The organism is Mycobacterium sp. SA01 (assembly GCF_041287105.1).
In the GTDB taxonomy this organism is placed as follows: Bacteria; Actinomycetota; Actinomycetes; order Mycobacteriales; family Mycobacteriaceae; genus Mycobacterium.
Map to the genome: position 1 here is coordinate 99,919 of NZ_JBGGNO010000013.1, position 18,982 is coordinate 118,900.

Annotated in this window: 15 protein-coding genes; 5 read left to right on the forward strand and 10 right to left on the reverse strand. The window is 65.2% G+C overall.

Annotation, left to right across the window (positions count from 1 at the left end; translation table 11 throughout):
• Positions 1 to 36: 36 nt before the first annotated feature.
• A complete protein-coding gene (locus AB4879_RS04415) occupies positions 37 to 1,221 on the reverse strand; it encodes a PE-PPE domain-containing protein (protein WP_370506609.1) in 1,185 nt (394 codons plus the stop codon).
• Positions 1,222 to 1,699: 478 nt separating this feature from the next.
• On the opposite strand from AB4879_RS04415, the gene AB4879_RS04420 reads away from it, so the two are divergent.
• Positions 1,700 to 3,892: an acyltransferase family protein gene (locus AB4879_RS04420; RefSeq protein ID WP_370506610.1), complete on the forward strand. Its 2,193-nt coding sequence runs from the start codon at positions 1,700 to 1,702 to the stop codon at positions 3,890 to 3,892.
• Here the strand turns inward: AB4879_RS04420 and AB4879_RS04425 are convergent.
• From AB4879_RS04425 to AB4879_RS04445, 5 genes are all read right to left on the reverse strand, one after another.
• The gene (locus AB4879_RS04425; RefSeq protein ID WP_370506611.1) at positions 3,889 to 5,049 is read right to left on the reverse strand and encodes an acyltransferase family protein; all 1,161 of its coding nucleotides are present in this window, start codon (positions 5,047 to 5,049) and stop codon (positions 3,889 to 3,891) included. The genes AB4879_RS04420 and AB4879_RS04425 overlap by 4 nt on opposite strands.
• 3 nt (positions 5,050 to 5,052) lie before the next feature.
• Positions 5,053 to 6,327 (reverse strand): glycosyltransferase, encoded by a 1,275-nt coding sequence (locus AB4879_RS04430; protein ID WP_370506612.1) that lies wholly within the window; start codon positions 6,325 to 6,327, stop codon positions 5,053 to 5,055.
• A 133-nt stretch (positions 6,328 to 6,460) separates the two neighbouring features.
• Positions 6,461 to 7,459, reverse strand: coding sequence for a Gfo/Idh/MocA family protein (locus AB4879_RS04435; RefSeq protein WP_370506613.1), 999 nt, complete (start codon positions 7,457 to 7,459; stop codon positions 6,461 to 6,463).
• 94 nt (positions 7,460 to 7,553) lie between these two features.
• Positions 7,554 to 8,543 (reverse strand): Gfo/Idh/MocA family protein, encoded by a 990-nt coding sequence (locus AB4879_RS04440; protein ID WP_370506615.1) that lies wholly within the window; start codon positions 8,541 to 8,543, stop codon positions 7,554 to 7,556.
• Entirely contained in the window at positions 8,543 to 9,391 is an 849-nt protein-coding gene (locus tag AB4879_RS04445; protein WP_370506616.1) for a class I SAM-dependent methyltransferase, read from the reverse strand. Before AB4879_RS04445 ends, AB4879_RS04440 begins: the two co-directional genes overlap by 1 nt.
• Before the next feature lie 161 nt (positions 9,392 to 9,552).
• Here AB4879_RS04445 and AB4879_RS04450 point away from each other — a divergent pair, with 161 nt between their 5' ends.
• From AB4879_RS04450 to AB4879_RS04460, 3 genes are all read left to right on the forward strand, one after another.
• Positions 9,553 to 10,722 (forward strand): glycosyltransferase family 4 protein, encoded by a 1,170-nt coding sequence (locus AB4879_RS04450; RefSeq protein WP_370506617.1) that lies wholly within the window; start codon positions 9,553 to 9,555, stop codon positions 10,720 to 10,722.
• A gap of 75 nt (positions 10,723 to 10,797) precedes the next feature.
• Positions 10,798 to 12,447 carry a GMC oxidoreductase gene (locus tag AB4879_RS04455; RefSeq protein WP_370506618.1) on the forward strand — a complete coding sequence of 550 codons (1,650 nt, stop codon included), beginning with the start codon at positions 10,798 to 10,800 and terminating at the stop codon, positions 12,445 to 12,447.
• 10 nt (positions 12,448 to 12,457) lie between these two features.
• Positions 12,458 to 13,222, forward strand: coding sequence for an alpha/beta fold hydrolase (locus tag AB4879_RS04460; RefSeq protein WP_370506619.1), 765 nt, complete (start codon positions 12,458 to 12,460; stop codon positions 13,220 to 13,222).
• On the opposite strand, the gene AB4879_RS04465 is transcribed toward AB4879_RS04460, so the two are convergent.
• The 4 genes from AB4879_RS04465 to AB4879_RS04480 all read right to left on the reverse strand — a co-directional run bounded on the left by AB4879_RS04465 (position 13,219) and on the right by AB4879_RS04480 (position 17,400).
• On the reverse strand, positions 13,219 to 14,211 hold the full coding sequence (locus AB4879_RS04465) for a Gfo/Idh/MocA family protein (protein WP_370506620.1): 993 nt from the start codon (positions 14,209 to 14,211) through the stop codon (positions 13,219 to 13,221). The genes AB4879_RS04460 and AB4879_RS04465 overlap by 4 nt on opposite strands.
• Before the next feature lie 33 nt (positions 14,212 to 14,244).
• Positions 14,245 to 15,060: a TylF/MycF/NovP-related O-methyltransferase gene (locus AB4879_RS04470; RefSeq protein WP_370506621.1), complete on the reverse strand. Its 816-nt coding sequence runs from the start codon at positions 15,058 to 15,060 to the stop codon at positions 14,245 to 14,247.
• A 92-nt stretch (positions 15,061 to 15,152) separates the two neighbouring features.
• Positions 15,153 to 16,421: a glycosyltransferase gene (locus tag AB4879_RS04475; protein WP_370506622.1), complete on the reverse strand. Its 1,269-nt coding sequence runs from the start codon at positions 16,419 to 16,421 to the stop codon at positions 15,153 to 15,155.
• A gap of 4 nt (positions 16,422 to 16,425) precedes the next feature.
• A complete protein-coding gene (locus AB4879_RS04480; protein WP_370506637.1) occupies positions 16,426 to 17,400 on the reverse strand; it encodes a sulfotransferase family protein in 975 nt (324 codons plus the stop codon).
• 110 nt (positions 17,401 to 17,510) lie between these two features.
• On the opposite strand from AB4879_RS04480, the gene AB4879_RS04485 reads away from it, so the two are divergent.
• A complete protein-coding gene (locus tag AB4879_RS04485; protein WP_370506623.1) occupies positions 17,511 to 18,905 on the forward strand; it encodes a hypothetical protein in 1,395 nt (464 codons plus the stop codon).
• Positions 18,906 to 18,982: the final 77 nt, after the last annotated feature.

The window sequence follows — 18,982 nt, forward strand, 5'->3', positions numbered from 1 at the left end:
GCTAGCAATCGGGACTGATAGCGGGGCAGACGGCAGCTAGCGGGTGACCGCGCCGGCGCGTCCGCGGCCGCTCGATCCCGTCGAGCCTAGATGCCGTTTCGATCTCGGATTCGGCTTTGTAGAGAGCCCGGCGGACGGGCGCCGCGAACCACGCTTCGCATGGGCTCGCGCCGGCTGACCCGTCGACTTTGTCACGGTCACCGTCCTCAGGGCCGATTGCGCCGCGCTCGCCGAGCCGGCGGTGACAGGGGTCGCATCGGTTACCTCCGGCCCGCCGACACCGTAGGGTCCCGGCCGTGTCGTCTGAAACGGGCGAACGCCGATGAGATCCTGGATGCCGTTGTCCAATCCGACGGGGATAGAGCTAGCCAGATTGGTCGCGAACGTGACCGGATTGGGGAAATATCGCAGATTCCACGGCGTCGGCACGCCGGGACTGACAGTTCGATCGTAGGCCGATTCGACTATCACCCGCAGCGGGGCATCGAGGGTGTCGGCCAACGCGTGCCCGAGCCGGCCGAAGTCCTGCAAGGGCATCAACAACGGAAGGATCGGGGTCGAGACCAGGTAGTAATGGGTGTCGCCGTGCTGTCCCTGATCGATGACGCCCGGTTGGCCGAGGCCGTAATCCGAGTAGCCGATGTGAAGGGCCAGGCCGACGTACGCGTTGACGGCAGCGAACAGATTCAACGGGTTCAACGGGGCATCAGACAAGCCGTCGTACTGGAGCGCGATATCGACGGTTGCGTATTGGGTGTCGGTCGGCGGCGGCTCGTGGTCTTGTCTGTCGATGGGAACGCCGAACAGCAATTGCGTCACGATGCCCACGGTGTCACGGACAGCCAAGCCACGATTAGGCCGCGCATTGCCTATCACGACGAAGGAAACATCGGGGCCCTCGCCAAGAGAGTAGGTGGCAGCCAAGTTGCGCTTCTCTTGCATCGCGATTGCGGCGCTCTGGGAGTACCCGAAGACCACAAAAGTATCCGCGATTGACGGTGGCATCGAGCCGACATCTTGGTTGTAGTCGCACCCGCTGGAGGTGATGCACGCATGCAGTGCCAGCACTCCCGCGGCAACAGACTCATCGACCGGCAAGGTGCCGTAGGTAGGTGCGCTCTGCGCCGGCGTGATCACCGCGACGCCGTTGTAGGGCCCAGCCGGCATGGAGGTCAGGCGACTCGACGAGGGCGACACGTAACGGTCGATCGCTGAACTCATGTATTGCTCCACGTACTGAACCGTGTCAGGCGGTGTCGAAAGGGGATGTCCCGTTCCTCCCATGATGAGCACCGTCGTGTCAGCTGCCGCCCCGGGAGCAGCGATCGAACCGACAGCCCAGACAGCGACAATCACCAAGGCCGCTCGGAATTTGCGGTACATCAGCCCCCTGCGCGATGTCCTGAGTCTGCACCGATCCTAACTAGCTGCGGGTGGACGGCGGGCCGACCCCAGCCTGAATTGGATCACGGAAAAACCGACAGTGAGTGGCGCTGCGATGTGGACGGGCCCCATGCGCCAGTGATCCGCGCCCCATGCCGGAATTGGCATCAGCTCGGCCGAAGCGGATGCGCTGGTCGAAACGGTTGTTCCGCCACGGCAAATCGACGGCTGATACCTATCCGCCCTGAAGCGCCACAGCAATGGGCACCCGGGTGTAAGAATGCCTCGACTCAATTGACGGACGCGAAACAGGTGGATGAGCTTGCGCCAGGCCGACAGCGTCAGTCCTACCCAAGTGCGGCAGGACTCGCGCGCGGAACAGAACAAGTTCCGGCCCGATATCGAGGGGCTCCGCGCGGTGGCGGTGGTGGCCGTGGTCCTGTTCCACGCTTCCGTGCCCGGCCTGGGCGGCGGCTACGTCGGTGTCGATGTCTTCTTCGTCATCTCGGGCTTCTTGATCACCGGACTGCTGTGGCGCGAGGTGAGCACCAGCGGGTCGGTGCGCCTGCGGTCGTTCTACGGAGCCCGGGCCCGCCGCTTGCTACCCGCCTCGGCCACGGTGGGCGTCGTGACGATGATCGGGGCGACTTTCCTGCTGCCGCCGCTGCAGGCGCCAACCGTTCTGTCCGACGGCATCTGGAGCGCGCTCTACATCAGCAACTACCGCTTCATGTTCGAAGGCGTCAACTATTTCAGCGCCGCCAACCACCTGACCCCCTCGCCCTTCCTGCACTACTGGTCGCTGGGCGTCGAAGAGCAGTTCTATCTCGTGTGGGCGCCACTGATACTCGGGGTGGCGTGGCTGATGCGGCTCGCGCGCCGGCGAACCAAATCCACAGCCGTCCAGACAGAACGCCCGTATCTTGTCGCGCTCACGCTGGTCGCGATCCTGTCCTTCGGAGTTTCGTTAGTCCTCACGCACGTGATGCCCGCCGCGGCCTTCTATTCGTTGCCCACCCGGGCGTGGCAGCTGGCGGTCGGCGGTCTGGTGGCGCTCACGGCGGGCCACTGGCGCCGCCTTCCTGCGGTGCCCGCCCGGGTGCTGGGCTGGGCAGGGCTGGCACTGATTCTGTTGGCGTGCACCTGGTTCAGTCCGACCACACCCTTTCCGGGTACCGCCGCTCTGCTGCCCACCATCGGCGCGGCGCTGGTGATCGGTGCCGGCTGCGCCCTACCGACGCGGGGCTGCGGGCGGCTACTGGGACTGTCACCCATGCGAGCCATCGGCCGCATCTCCTACTCCTGGTATCTCTGGCACTGGCCTGTGCTGGTGTTGACCCCGCTGATCATGGGCCACCCACTGGGCCTCGTCGGCCGGGTGACCGCGGCTCTGCTGTCCGCCGGATTGGCCTGGCTCACGCTGACATTCATCGAGAACCCACTTCGCTTCAACACCACGATCCGCAACTCGGCCGGACGCAGCCTCGGCCTGGGCGCGGTGGCCACCGCGATCGCAGTCTGTGCCGGATTGGTGTTGACGCCGGTGGTACCGAGCACCGTCGGGCGCGGCTCACCCGCGGCACCGCTGACGGTCGCCGCAACGCCGGTCCCCGCGGGCGCCGGCATCGATGCCTACGACATCGCCATCCACCAAGCTGTCGCGCAGGTGCAGGCCGCCGTCGCAGCCTCTGCCGACCTCACAGCCGTCCCATCCAATCTTGTTCCCCCGCTTGCAAATGCGGCGGCCGAAGAAAAGGGTGTGTACCTCGGGGGCTGTATGCGGGATTTCCTCGAAACCGGACACCCGGAATGCGCGTCGGGCGACACCGCCTCGGCCACCACCGTGGCGCTGGTCGGCGATTCGCACGCCGCGATGTGGAATCCGGCCTTCCAGCAGCTCGCCGACGAACGTCATTGGCGGGTCGAGACTCTCGCGAAGTCGGGCTGCCCGCTGCTGGATCTGACGATCCGCAGCCCCCTCCTCAACCGCGAGTACACCGAGTGCGAGCAGTGGCGTGCCGAAATCACGTCCCGGTTGCGCGCCGAGCATCCGCGGCTCATCGTCCTCAGCACATGGCGCGGATACGGCTCGTCCGACTGGCCATCGGGTTTCACCGCCTACGATCGGGCGTGGCTCGACAGCCTCACCCGAATTGTGAAGCAGCTGCGCGATATCGGTTCACAGGTACTGGTACTCGGCCCCATCCCCGACCCCGAATCAGTGGTGCCGGTATGCCTGTCCGCCCACTTGGACGATGTCACCGCCTGTGAGCCGAGACGAGCCAACGCCGTCAATCCCGCCGGTATCGCCGCGGAGGCCGCAGCCGTCACAGCCGGCGGCGGTCAGTACGCCGACCTCACCGACCTGTTCTGCACTGCCGATCGCTGCCCGGTCATCGTCGACAACACCCTGGTCTACTTTGACTGGAATCACGTGACACTCGAATACTCCCGGGCCTTGGGCCCGGTGATCGGAGCCTTTGCCGATCGAGCGCTGGCCAAGCGCTAGGCAGCCGGCGGACTGCGCCGGCCTAAACGCGCCTTCAACGACATCGCGGGCTTCTCCACGAGGAACCAGCTCAGTGCCGCCAAGGGCAGCGTGATGACGGCGGCAATGAGCGCGAACACCGGTGGGGCCAGAAAGGCAAGTCCACAGATCACCAGGATCTGCTGGATCGGAAACGCGTAAATGTACACGCCGTAAGACAAATCGGTCCGTAGCCGCAGGCGTGGATCATGGATAAGCGCGCCCGAGACGACGAGCGCATAGGCCAGCGGGAACGCACCGATCCATCTGTAGTTGGGGAGCAGGCTGGCCGCCAGGACGATGGCGATACTCAGCGCGACGAGCGACCACCTCGCAGGAATGACGTGGCGCACCTGGAACAGCAGTGCTCCCGCCAGGAACATCACCGCGAAACGTGCAGCCGCTCCTTCTGCGATCATCATCTGGGTCGCCGCATCGAGTGGCGGCCGCTTGTCAGGGGGCGCTTCGACGATCGCACTCATCGAGGGCAATTGGGTGGACCAGAGCACCGCCAGGGCGAGCAAGCTTGGGATCACCCATCGCCGGCGCAACAGTCCGGTGATTCCGAGCACAGCGATGGCGATGTAGCACAACGCCTCCCAGTACAGCGTCCACAACGAACTGTCCCACTCCCCTGGCAGTGGAACCCCGAGAGGTGTTCCCGCGATATCGCTTTGCCTCATCAAGAGGCCGAAGTTGTTCAGAACGTAGGAAATCGGGCCCGACGACAGCAGCAGCCTGCCGGGCGAGCCGCCTTGGATCGCCACACTTATCGGTGCGATTACGAACGCGATCACCACCAGGCAGACCCAGAACCCGGGGAGGATGCGCAGCCCTCGGGCGACGAAGTAGTCCCGCAACCGCGGCCTTCTGACCCAGCTCCACGTGATCAGGAATCCCGAGATAGCGAAGAACCCGTCCACCCAGACATCTCGCAGCAGCTGGTGGGCAGGCTCGAAAGATATGGTGCGGCCGGTGATCAGCCACGAGTGCCACAGGATCACGCCCGTCGCCATCGCCAGCCGCCATGCGTTCAGCGCGTTGTTCTGCGGATCGAATACCTCTTCGAGCGTGCCCTTGATCCGACGGGCGACGCTCTCGTCCTCGTTGTCGCCGACTACTTCCGGATTCGCGCTCATCGATCAGCAAACGCGCCCGAGGCGTACGAAGTCTTCAACGAGATCGGTGGCGGCCGCCGCGCTTTCGGCCGGCGTCGTCATGCGGGTCGCGAACTCGCGGGCCCGGGTGAGGTATCCGGGGGCCAGGACTTTACGCACGTCGGCGATCAACGACTTCTCAGTCGTCGTGGCGAAGCGCCGGCCGGTGCCCAGCTTCAAACGTCGGAGCTGATTGGTCCGCAACCCTTGATCGGGCAGCGTCCACAGCCCCACCTGCGGCACTCCGGCCCGTAGGCACGCCGCGATGGTGCCGGCCCCGCTGTGGTGCACGACCGCACGACAGAGCGGGAACACCTCGGCGAAATTCACCAGGCCCACTATCTTGACGTGATCGGGATAGGAGATCGCGCTGAAGTCGGTGGAGCCCGCACCCACCACAGCCCGTTGGCCCAACCGCTCACAGACGGCGCTGATCATGGCGATCGTGTCAGCCGGCGAGCCGACCGGGACGCTGCCGAAACCGAAGAAAATCGGCGGTGTTCCACCGGCGATCCACGCCGCGACCTCGTCGTCGGAAGCCGTCGCCGACTCCAGCGTCAGGGTGCCGACAAATGGGCGCCGGCTACCCCAGTGCGCCCATTCGGCGGACAGCCCGGGAATCCAGACATCGTCATAACCCTGGATCTCCAAGGAACCACGTTCGGCGATACGTTCCGGCCAGGTCGATGTCGCCTCCGGCAGACCGAGCTCACGGCGCTGGATGTCCTCGACCTCTTTCACCACTCCGCTCCACGCGACGCGTTCGTAGGCCTTCATCACCGCGCGACCGGCCGATGCGGGCAGCAGCGGCAGGATCCTGCCGTTGGCGCGGGTCGGGAAGAAGTCGACCGTGACCAGCGGGATGCCGTAATACTCTGCGACATTGGCCGAGAATTGCTCGAAGCCGTAGCCGGCGATGATCAGGTCCGCCCCCTCTGCGAGCGATGCCAGGGTCGCGAACGCCTCCTTCGTCCAGCACCGGGCGACGATCTCCCCGATGTAGGCTCCGAGCTCCGTCACTTCTTTTGACTTCCAAGGAAATCGGAAAAAGGCCGTCCAGTAGTCGCGCTGCGCGTCCATCATCACCTGCGACTCGTCACCCCACGAGACCGCGGTGAGCCCGGCCGACTCGGCGAAGGCCACCACGTTCGGCGGGACCGCGATCGCCACCTCGTGTCCCCTGCGCTGGAGCTCACGACCAATGACGACACAGGGCTCGACATCGCCACGGACGCCGTGGCATGCCAGGACCACCTTCATCGCAGATCTAGCCTCTCAGCCTCTTCGGCCCGCGCACCCTCGAGGAACACCGGCCAGTATTGCCTGTTTTTTTGACGGCCAAGTAAGCGTTTGGCTAACTGGCAGCTGCGTTGTTGGTGGCCGTACACATCGATCAGCTCGGCTCACGGATCGGGAGGCCTGCCGCGCGATAGACCGAGTCGATGACGCTCATGTTTTCGACCGCGTCCAACGGCGACGTCCGAACCGGCTCGCCGCGCAGCACCGCGCCGGCGAACGCCTCCAGCTGGTAGGAGTAAGTGGTGCGACGGGAAAAGCGCTCGGACCGCTTCCCGTTGGCCGACCGGACGGAGAGCATCGGGAAGAGGTTGGGCGCTGCCGGACTGAGCCAGCGCAGCTCGCCGTCGTCGCCGACCACTTTCGCGCTCGCCCGGAACAGATTCCCCGACCACAGCGCGCAGCGCAGCCGACCGGTGTGACCGCCCGCATATCGCAGTTCGGCCGTCATGGCTCGATCCACCTGGGGCTTCTGTAATTTCGCCTGTGCTGAAACAACTTCCGGGGTGGAACCGCCAAAGGTCCGGGCCATATTGGTCACATAGCTGCCGGCGTCCATCATCGCGCCGCCGGCCATCGCGTAGTTGTAACAGTTGGCTTTGAACGTCGGCAGCATGACGCACAGGGTCACATCCACCCGCCGCAGTGTGCCGATCTCGCCCGACGCGATGATCTGCTCGACGCGGCGGGTCAACGGGTGGTGGCGGAACTGGATCGCCTCCATCACCACCCGATCCGACTTGGCGTCGAGGTCTGCGATTTCCTGGGCCTCGACGGCGTTGGCCGTGAACGGCTTCTCCACCAAAACGTGCTTGCCGGCTTCCAGCGCCAACTTGGTCCACTTACCGTGCATGCTGGTGGGCACCAGGACGTAGATCGCATCGAGGTCCGGGTCGTCGATCAGCGCCTCGTAGCTGCCGTAGGCCTTGGCAATGCCGTACTTGGCGGCAAATTCATCGGCACTGGGCTGATCACGGGATGCGACCGCGGCCACCACGACGTCGCGGTTTTCTTTGGCCGGATTGATCATCGTCGTCGGCGCGAAGCTTGACGCGCCCAAGATGCCGATCCGTACCCGGCCCGCGCAGTCTGGCATTACTTCTCTCTCCCTGTTCAAGGCTGCCGCCGCGATACTAGAACTCGTTCTAGTCGCAGATGGCTGGAATTGACATTACCGTCAGCAACCAGGGTCAACTCGGCTCTCGCAGGGGTAGCCCGGCGGCGCGATAGACGGAGTCGATGACTGTCATGGTCTCGATCGCGTCGTGCGGCGTCGTCCGCACCGGATGGCCGCGCAGCACCGCCTCGGCGAACGCGTCCAGCTGATATGCGTAGGTGGCGCGGCGCGGGAATCGTTCGACCCGCCTGTCGCCGCCGGATCGCACCGAGAACCGATGAAAAAGATGCGGCAGCAACGGGTTGAGCACATACAACTCGCCGCGGTCACCGGTGACCCGCAGGCTGATCCTCAACAGGTCGGCCGACCACATGGAACAGCGCAGTCGGCCGGTGTGCCCGGCGGGAAAGCGCACCTGCGCCGTCATGGCCCGGTCCACCCTGGGATCCCGCAACTTCGCTTGTGCCGAAACAACTTCCGGAGTTCCACCCCCAAAGGTGCGCAACATGTGGACCGCATAGCAGCCGGCATCCATGGTGGCGCCGCCGGCGAGTGAGTAGTCGTAGCGAATGTCGGAGAATTTTGGTAGCGGGAAGCAGAAGGCGACGTCCACCCGCTGCAAGGTGCCCAACTCTCCCGAGGCGATGATCTCCTCCGCCCGCAACGCGAATGGGTGATAGCGGTAGTGAAACGCCTCCATCACCACGCGATCCGACGTGGCGGCCAGCGCCGCGATCTCTCGCGCCTCGTCGGCATTGGCGGTGAATGGCTTCTCACACAACACGTGCTTGCCCGCCTCGATGGCCGCGCGAGTCCACCTGCCGTGCAAGCCGTTTGGTAGCGGGTTATAGATCGCATCCACATCCGGGTCGGAGATCAGCGCCTCATAGCTGTCGTGCACCTTCGGAATGCCGTGCTTGCCCGCGAACGTCTGGGCGCGCACCACGTCCCGTGCCGCCACCGCGGCAACCGCGACCTCGGCGTTGTCCTTCGCCGGGTCGATCAGCGCCGCGGGCGCGATCTGGGCCGCCCCCAAGATGCCGATCCGCACCTGCTCTGCCACTAGTCGTCGAACTCCAGCAGGGTCAATGTCGCGATCGTCGGCCAGTTCATCCCGACCCACCGGCGAAGCGGGCGATGGATCGGTAGGCCCTGCGTCTTCGGCAACAGCGAGTCGAAGAGCGGCCCCCGGCCCCGTGGCAGCGGTAAGTCGTGTACCGCCCGAACCCCGGGCACGGTGTCGGCCAGCCTGGCCAGCTCACGCACGGTGAGGCTGAACGGCGTCCTCGGCCAGTCGCCGCGCAACACCGTCCACAACCGTGGCCGGGCGGCGAGCAGTGCCTGCGATTTGGGCGGCAGGTCGAACATCATCTGGCCACCAGGGAAGCGCACCGCGCACTCCCCGATCAGGTCGAGCGCCTCGCTGGGCTCCAGGTACGGCAGCAGGCCCTCGGCGGTGACGAACACGCCGCGTTGGGGATCCACCTGGTCCATCCAGCTGAAATCAAGGACCGACTGGGCACACGCCAACATTCGATCCGACGGTGGTAGCAGCTGCTCACGGAGCTTGATGTTGGGAAGGAAATCGACTGTCAGCCAACGGAATTCATGACCCAGCCCAGCTTCATCGAGACGCCAGAAGCTGGTCTGCATCCCTTCGCCGAGGGCAACCACAGTGGCTTTGGGGTGCGTCGAGAGATAGCGGCGGGCGCCGTTGTCGAAAGAGAGCGCGCGCAGCGCGAGGTCTTGGCGATCCGTGGAGAGCTTGAACTTGCTGAAGTCGTAGTCCATTGACTCGACCAGACGAATCGCCATCGGATCGGCGACGATCGCGTCGGCACGTCGCGCTTCGCTCGCGCGGCAGAACAACGTCGCCAGCGCCGTGTCGGTTACCGGCATGACGTCAGTCATCGGGCAGGTGCTCCTTGTATAACTGCTTCATTCTGGGCGTAGCTAATATCAGTTCGCCGCGCCCGGGCCCTCGGGTGGCCGTGGTGAAGGCTACGCCAACCCGACATTTCGTAGCACCGATTACGGATTAAGGCTCCTGGGTTGTCGCATAAACTCTGCCCGTGTTTGCCGCCAGCCCCAGCGCCGCACCCCGGGTCGTGGTGGTCTCGAACGTCAGTAAATGGGGCGGCGGCGGTGTCGTCGGATTCCGGGACATGCTGCTGGCGATCCGCAAAGAGCGGCCCGACGCGGACCTCATCGCGGTCATCCCGCAACAAGGCGACGTCGCCAAGCGATGCGCCGAAGACGGTATCGAAGCCAAAATTGCCTGGACGCCATGGTGGGGTTTTGGCAAATGGTCGCGGTGGAAAATCGCTGATCCCCACGCACTGATCGGGTGGCTGCCCTATACCGCGATCCTGCTGCCCGGCATCGTGGGCGCGTTGGTGTTTTTCCTCCGGCGACGCCCGACGATGGTTCTAACCAACACCATGACGATTCCGTCGCATGCGATCGCCGCAAAGATCCTCCGCATCCCGCACTACTGGATCGTGCGCGAGTTCGGGCGTGACGACCATCAGATCTGGTTTCTGTTCGGCTACCGCAGAACTGTCCGCATGGTCGGTCGGCTGTCGGATCTGGCGATCTGCAATTCGCACGCCGTCGAGCAGGCGATGTTGGCGCTGGACCCGACGATGAAGACCCGCGTGCTCTACCCGGCCGTAGACACCGAACTGGGTACGCCACCTCAGCGTCAGCCCGGCGAGCGGATGCGCACCATCCTGGTCGGTTACTTCTCCGAGGCCAAGGGCCAGCATCTGGCGATCGAGGCCATCGCCATAGCGAGAAAGGCCGGTGTCGACATCGAGCTGACACTCGTCGGCGCCGGTGGTCACCAGCCTCTGCAGGGCCTCGCCGAACGCTTGGGCGTCGGCGATCTGCTGACCATTCACGAACCGACCCGGGACCTGCGACCCCACTGGGCCGCCGCCCACGTCGGCCTGATGTGCAGCCAGAGCGAGGCATTCGGCCGGGTGACCGTCGAAGCCATGCGGGCCGGCCTGCCGGTATGCGGAACGAACTCCGGCGGCACGCCCGAGATCATCGAACCCGGCGTCGCCGGCCTGCTCAGCCCGGTCGGAGACGCACACGCACTGGCCGCAAACCTCATGGCGCTAGAAGCCGACGAGCACCTGCGCCGCGGACTCGCCAACGGGGCGCTGAAGTCTTCGCAACGCTTCCAGCGTGACCGCCACGACGACGAACTCGCCACGTATCTCGGGCTGCGTTGATAGCATCCCGAATCGCCCGGACCAGGCCGAATTTTCAAGCGGGCCGAGTGGGCCATCCCAACAAGGAGCTCGATAGTGCCTGACGGCGAAGTGACTGGGCGCGAAGCCGAACGCGTCGAGTGGGATGTGATTGTCGTGGGTGCCGGTATGGGCGGCGGCATGCTCGGCCAGCGGCTGGCACGCGCGGGCCGCCGCATTCTATTCGTAGAAAAAGGTCACTCGACGCTGCCGGGAACACCGGGCACGATCCGCTCGGCGATGCCCGAGATCGCCGAACCGCAGGCGTCGCGGTCGAAGAAGACCTACTACGAGACGCTGGCCCGCGCCGGCCGAAGCAACGACGAAATCACCGATATCAGCGGCCGCCGCCCGCGAAAGTTCGTGCCCTACATCGGCGCGGGCCCCGGCGGGTCGTCGGCCCTCTACGGCATGGTTTGCGAACGGTTCTTCGTCGACGATTTCACGCCACGGCAGTTCTTCTCCGAACCCGGCGAATCCACTGTGCCGGAGGCCTGGCCGATCTCCTACAAAGAGCTGGCGCCGTGGTACTCCGAGGCAGAGAAATTGCTCGGGGTTCGGGGCGACGCCGATCCCTTGCGGCCTGAGGCCGCCGACGTCGGACTGCCCGCCGCACCGCCCTTTTCCGCCGACAACCAGCCGCTGGTCAACTATCTGTCGGGACGCGGACTGCACCCCTATCACCTGCCGATGGCCTGTGACTACACCGACGACTGCGCGACATGTCAGGCCTACCTCTGCGCAAAGGGCTGCAAGAACGATGGTGGCCGCGCCGGCGTGCTGCCCGCCGTCACCGAGTACGGCGCTGCACTGCTGGCCGAATGCCGGGTTTTGCGCCTCGAGGCGGACGGTAACCGGGTGCACCGGGTGATCTGTCAACGCCGCAACGACATGCTCGCGCTCAAGGCGAAAGTCGTTGTGCTGGCTGCCGGAGCGCTGGCCACCCCGGTGTTGTTGCTGAATTCCCGGTCCGGAGATTGGTCGCGCGGACTCGCCAACGGTTCAGACATGGTGGGCCGCAACCTGATGCGCCACGTGATGGACTGGATTGAGATCTGGCCACAACGCGGCAGCAAGATCACCGCCGAGAACAAAGAGATCGGGCTCAACGATTTCTATTTCATCGACGGCCAGAAGTACGGCACCGTGCAGTCGGCCAGCTCGATGGCCTCGTTGGCCCCCATCGACATGATGATGAACCAGCCCGGCATGGTGTCAAAAGCGCTGCGCTGGACAAGCCCCTTCGCACGCCCGATCTACGACAGGGTGATCAGCGGCGGATTGGTACTCGCCGCGATCATGGAAGACCTGCCCTACCGGGACAACCGGGTGCTGCCGAGCGATCAGCCCAGCGTGGACGGTCGCCAGCGGCTACGCCTTCAATACCGGATGCACGCGAACGAGAAAGACCGGCGCGAGGTGTTCCTCGGCGCGCTCAAAGAAGTGTTGCGGCCATTCCGGACACTGACCCTGCGCACAGGTGAGAACAACGGAACTCTGGGCCACGTTTGCGGCACGGTGAGATTTGGCACGGATCCCGCGACCAGCGTCCTAAACGCGGACAACCGCGCACACGAGGTGGACAACCTGTACGTGGTGGACGCATCGTTCTTCCCGTCCAGCAGCGGCATCAACCCGAGCCTGACCATCGCCGCCAATGCCCTGCGCGTCGGTGAGCACATCAACGAAGCGCACTTCGCCAACTAACATCGCAGCGGTGGACCTGTTCGTACGCGAGTCCGGTCCAGTCGGGGCACCCACCGTCGTCTTCCTGCACGGCGGGCTGATGAGCGGCTGGACGTGGGAGCCAGTGGTGGCGCGGATGCAGCACTACCACTGCCTTGTCCCGGACCTGCCCCAGTACGGCAAGAGCTTTCAGCACGGCCCGTTTGAGATGGGACGAGCCGCCGATGCGGTGGCCGAGCTCATTCGCACCCGGGTCAGCGCCCGCCGGGCACACCTGGTCGGCTTCTCGCTCGGTGCCCAGGTCGGCGTCCAGTTGCTGGCGACCGAGCCGCAGCTGATCGATCGGGCCGTGCTCAGCAGCACCTTCGTCAACACGTGGCCCGCAGTACCGCTCACGCGGCGACTGGCCGGGCTGGCCGCGCGCGCCACCCTGTTGCGGTGGTTACTCATCACCCGTCATTGGGACACTCACCACGCGGCCCAGAACCCGGGTTACCGCGACGACGCCCGACTGAACTCGGGTGCACAGCTCGCCCATATCGCCATGGCGTCAGCGGGGTTCACTGTGCCGCGAGGGCTTGACAAGTCTTATGTACCAACGCTATTTGTCACCGGCAGCGAGGAATTACGTGTCATCCGCCGGTGGGCGGCAGCACTGGCGCGGCCGATGCCCAACGGCGTCGACAGACTCGCACACGGCATGCGCCACGACTGGCCACTGCACGATCCCGACCTCTTCGCCCGCACCGCCGACGCCTGGCTATCGCTGGGCCCGCTACCGTCTCAGATCGCCTAGGCAGGTTGGCGGACCGAAAGACCGGCGGCACGGTAGATCGCATCGATGACCGTCATGTTCTCGACCCCCTCTGCCGCAGTCGTTTTCACCGGTTCGCCACGCAACACAGCCGCAGCGAAGGCCTCCAGCTGATACTCGTAGGTCGGGCGAGCCTTGAAGAACCGCTCCACCCGGTTGCCGTCGGCAGATCGGACCGAGAACTGCTGATACGGGGTGATCGGGTGCAGCCGCAGCTGGCCTCGATCACCGATGATCTTGGCGGTGTAGTGCGGCGGGGTCTTCGACCACAGCGAGCAGTGCAGCCGCCCCGTGTGCCCATCCGCGAACCGCAGCTCGGCGGTCATGGCCCGGTCCACCTGGGGCCCGCGCAGTTTCGCTTGTGCGGAAACAACTTCCGGGGTGGAGCCACCGAAGGTGCGAAGCATGTCGACCACATAGCTACCGAGATCCATGAGCGAACCGCCGCCCAGGGAGTAGTTGTAGGCGTTCGCCGACGAGTTCCGCAGCCAATAGCAGTCGGCCGCCTCCACCCTCTGCAGGGTGCCCAACTCTCCCGAGGCGATGATCTGCTCGACGCGCGCCGCAAAGGGGTGATACCGGTAGTGGAATGCCTCCATCACCACACGATCGGAGGCCACCGCCAGATCCGCGATCTCGCGGGCCTCGGTCGCATTGGCCATGAACGGCTTCTCACACAGAACATGCTTGCCCGCTTCAAGCGCGGCCCGAGTCCACCTCCCGTGCAAGGCATTCGGCAGTGGGTTGTACACCGCATCCACATCGGGATCGGCGATCAGCGCCTCATAACTGTCGTACGCCTTGGCGATGCCGTGTTTGGCGGCGAATTCCCCGGCCCGCGTTGCATCACGAGCGGCCACCGCGGCAACGACGACTTCGGCATTTTTCCCGGCCGGCTTGATCAGTGCCGCCTGCGCAACGCGGGCGGTGCCCAGAATGCCGATCCGTACCGAGCCTTCGCCGTCAGGCATGCGCGAGTTGCGAAGACGATGACGAAGCAGTCGTCACTTCTTGCGCCACAGCACGCCCGTGCCATCGATGTCGACGATTTCCTCGGTGATCCCGTGCTTGGTGCGATAGTCGGTGACAGCTTGTTCGCACGCCTTCACGGCCAGGTAGTCATCGACGATGCAGAAGCCGCCGGGTGACAGCCGCGGGTACAGCGCATCGAGGGCCTGGATCGTGGACTCGTAGAGATCGCCGTCGAGTCGCAGCACCGAGATGGCCTCGATCGGGGCGTCATGCAGCGTGTCCTTGAACCAGCCTGGGAGGAAACGGACTTGGTCATCCAGTAACCCGTAGCGCTCGAAGTTCTTCCTGACATCGGCCTCCGACACCCCAAGGATGCCTGACACGAGTTCGGCGTGAATACCCTTGTCCGCCTTGTAATTCTCGGTATCAGAACGCGGGACGCCCTGAAAGGAGTCACACAACCAGACGTTGCGCGTCCGGTCCCCGTAGGCCGCCAGCACCGCACGCATCAAGATGCACGCGCCGCCGCGCCACACACCGGTCTCGACGAGATCACCGGGGACGTCGTCAACAATGACGGTCTCGACGCACTCCTGCAGGCTCGTGAGCCGCTTCATACCGATCATCGTCTCGGCCTCGGCCGGCCAGTCCAGGCCCGCCTCGCGATAGTTCTGATCACTAACTCCGGCGCCGCGGAGTTTGGGGCCGAAGGTGTTCGCCGCCTTCAGCAGAAGACGCCGCCGCAACGGCCAATCCGAGGGCATCCGCTCGTGCATCCCGAACCTGGTCAGGTTGCGACGGAGCAGGTCGAGGTACAGAGAACGGACGTCGTAGTCGGTGATGGTCAAAATGGCCCTATCTCGCATGCCGGCATTTCGGCGCTGAGTCTAAACTTGCAGGGCCGTCAGTTTGCGGCGTTTCCCGCAGATCAGATCTGCACTCAGCCGATCCGCTTGCGTCGAGCGAAGTCTTCCAACAGGTCGGCAGCTCTCGTCACGCTGTCCGCGGGTCTGATCATCCTGGCGCCGAGTTCGCGGGCCCGGGTGCGGTAATCCGGCGCGAGGATTGTGCGCAGATCCTTGACCAGCCTCTTCTCGGTAGCGGACGCGAACTTCCGGGACGAACCCACCTTCAGCTTTTTGATGGCGGCGCCCCAGATCATCTGGACATCGGCCATGTAGAGAACCAGCGTCGGGATTCCCGCGCGTAGGCCCGCGGCCGTGGTACCCGCACCGCCGTGGTGCACGACCGCACGGCAGGCCGGGAAGACCGTCGCGTAATTTACCGCGCCGACCACCTTGACGTGGTCGAACTCGGGAACGTCACTGAAGTCGGTCCAGCCCGCACACACCAATGCACGCTCGCCCACTTGCGCGCACGCCCCCGCGATCATGCGAATCATGTCGGCGGGCGACTCCACCGGGATGCTGCCGAACCCGAAGCAGATCGGCGGTGTCCCCGCGGCGATCCACGCCATCACGCCGGAGTCTTCTTCGGTGGCCAGCTCCAGCGTCAAGGTGCCGACGAACGGCCGCTGGCCGCGCCACTGCTCCCACTCCTGCGACAGCCCGGGGAAGAGCGCGTCGTCATAGGCCTGGATTTCCAGCAGCTTGCGTTCGGCGATCCGCCCCGGCACCGGCCCTGTCGCCGGGGTGAGGCCCAGTTCCCGGCGCGCCTTATCGACTTCCTTCTTCACACCACGCCAGATCAGCGACTCCCCCGCCTTCATCCCCAGCCGGACCACCGGCTCGGGCAGGAAGGGCAGGAGCTTTCCGTTGACCCGCATCGGGTACCACAGCACCGTCGCCAGCGGAACGTCACAATACTCGGCGACGTCGAAGACCAGCTCCTCGTAACTGACCCCGGTGACCAGCAGATCCGCCCCGCCCGCGACCGATGCCAGGGCGCGGGTCATCGGACCCCAGGCGCGCATCCCGGGGCTGCGGGAGTCCTCGAGATACTTCTTCACATCGCGGACTCGCCAGAAGTTGCGGAAGAAGTAGCCCCAGAAGTCGCGGGTGTTTTCCAGCCATGACTGCGTATCGGGGCCGTAGGCGACCGCTGTGAGTCCGACAGACTCGGCCGAACCGATCAGATCGGGCGGGACTGCCATCTGCACATCGTGACCGCGGCGCAGCAGCTCGCGACCCACGGCGATCCCCGGTTCGACGTCCCCGCGAGTCCCGTAAAAAGCCAGTACGAGTTTCATCCCGTTACGCCCACGTCCCCTTGCGCCGGTGAACCAGCGCAAGGCTTTCCAGACCCAGCTTCACCATGAACGGCGGCAACAGACGGTCGACGTTGAGGTAGCGACGGGAGTCTTTGAACGCCTGCCGGAACCCGCGTTCGCTCGCGCTATAGGCCTGAAAGACCCGATCGAGGTCCGCCTCGTCCCAGGGTTCGTCGCGGGCGGCGGCGGCCAGCGCGTCGTACACGGTGGTGATCCAGTCGGTGCCGAAGGGCTCGGTGGCCGGGCCGCGAGTCTGGTGGTGCCGGAGATCCGGGGTGAGGAATTCGTCGACCTCATCATGAGCGTCGAGATCGATCGAGAGCGCCGTGGAGATCCGTTTGAGTTCCCGGCGCCAGTCGGCCAGGAGGTTGGTGTATTCGACGAACACCCGCGGCACATCACGGGTGTCGCGTTCAGCGAGCAGGCTGTATTTCAACCACCACGCACACGTGAGCTCTGGTGAGGAGTCAACGTAATTCTGCCGGTTGGCCCGGTTTTCCAAGGATCCGATGATCTCGTCCGGATGGCGCACCGCGACGACGGCCGCGACGTCGAAGCCGGCTTGTCGGGCCGCCTCGAACCAGATGCCGGACACCGTCGTCGTCTTGGGTTCCTTGATGATCAGGACCGGGGCGGCGGGCAGGCTCGTGAGGTAATCCCGCAGCTTGGCGACCCAGACGCCGTTTCGGTCGGCGTCGAAGGTGCCGTCGAGGTAGGAATCCAGCGCCATGTCGTATCCGGAGCTGCCGTGGTCATGAAGGATCGCCTGGTTCAGATGGATGACGGCTCGCGCCTCGAAGAAGCCGCGCGGGTTCTCCGACGTCGCGCCCAGTAGACCCGGGGGAAGCGAGCCGCCGCACAGCGAGAGAACCCGAGCCAGCGCCGATGTCCCGGACCGGCCATTGCCCAACACAAAAAGCGCAACCGGACGTTTCTCGGCGCTGGGCCGGCTAGTGATCACAGCGGCAGAATAGGGTTCACGCCAGCGCTTCGACAAGGTATTGGGCGGTTGCGCTGCCGCACCCAACCCCGCCAAATCGACCCATCTGGTCAGCTACTCTGACGCTCGTGTCAATCCAGGAACGTCCTGCGCAAGCACCCGACAACGCATGGCCGGACAACCGCCTGGTCCTGATGGATCAAGCCTTTTACGCCGGGCATCACGCCGCGGGGCAACGGGAAGTGATGCAGGTCGGTTGGCTGTATCACCACCCGGTAGACCTCGAGGCGCTGCAGCGGTTCCGCGACAAACTCAGCCAAGGAATGATGGGCCGGCTCATCGAGCGCTCGCCATTGCCGTTCGGCCGGTGGCGGTGGGTGTCGGACCCCAAGCCGGCGGAACTCGATGTCGCGACGGTCCCCCGTCCCCGCGACGAACTCGGCGACTGGTTCGACGAACGCACCCAGCTGCCCATCGATCCGGAATCCGGACCCGGCTGGCGGATCAGCGTCACTCCGCTCGGCGACGGCTCGACCGCGATCAGCCTGGTCCTGTCCCACTACGTCATCGATGGCATCGGTGCTGCGGTCGCCGTCACCCAGGCCCTGTTGGGCATGCCTGTCGACCTCGGCTACCCACCGCCCCGGTCGCGTTCCCGTCTACAGGCACTCGTCCAAGACATCCGCGAAGCAGCGAAGGACGCCCCCGACGTCGCGCGGGCGGTATTCGCCGGTGCGAAGGAGGCTCGGCGCCGCCAACAGGATGTCGTGCACTCCCAAGCCCAGGCCTCCCTGCCGGCGGCCACACCGACCAGCGGCGCCGACGACATCGTGATCGTGCCCAATATCTGGATCCGCCTCCGCTTGGACGACTGGAACGCGCGCGCCGAGGCGTTGGGTGGGACGGCGAGCGCGCTGGCCGCTGCCTTCACCGCGCGTCTCGACCGGCACATGGGGCGCAGGCACGGCGACGCCGACGACGTCAGGATGCTGCTGACCGTCAACACGCGCACCATGGACGACTCGCGGGCGGTAGCGGTCTCCTTCGTCCGGGTCGGCATCGATCCGACCGACGCTGCGAGCGATCTGACTGCCGCCCGCACCGCGATCAAGCAGGCGCTCAAGGACGCTAAGGACACTCCCGACGAGTCGGCGGAGCTCGTCGCCCTGACCCCGTTCACGCCCAAGCGGGCGTGGAAGCACCTGATGGACTACGCGGTCAGCGACCCGGAGCAACCCGCGGTGTGCTCGAACCTCGGCGACACGGGTCCGGCGGCGAGCCGCCCCGACGGCACCCTGTGCGACGGGATGTTCGCCCGGGGCGCGAGCCAGAACGTCACGCGGGGCTGGCTCGAGCGAACGGGCAGCCAGCTGCATGTCTTTGTCGGCACCTCGATGGAGATGAACCAGGTGGGAGTCTGCGTCCGCGGGTATCAGCCGGGTTCGGTGACAACCCGGGCCGAGTTACGGGAGCTGGCCGAGCGGACGCTGACCGAGTTCGAGCTGAGCGGCGAGATCGACTGACGGCACTCCTCTATATATGAGAGCTGATGACGCCCTACCGGTTGCGAGGCCGTCAATACAATTAGCCTGGGAACCAA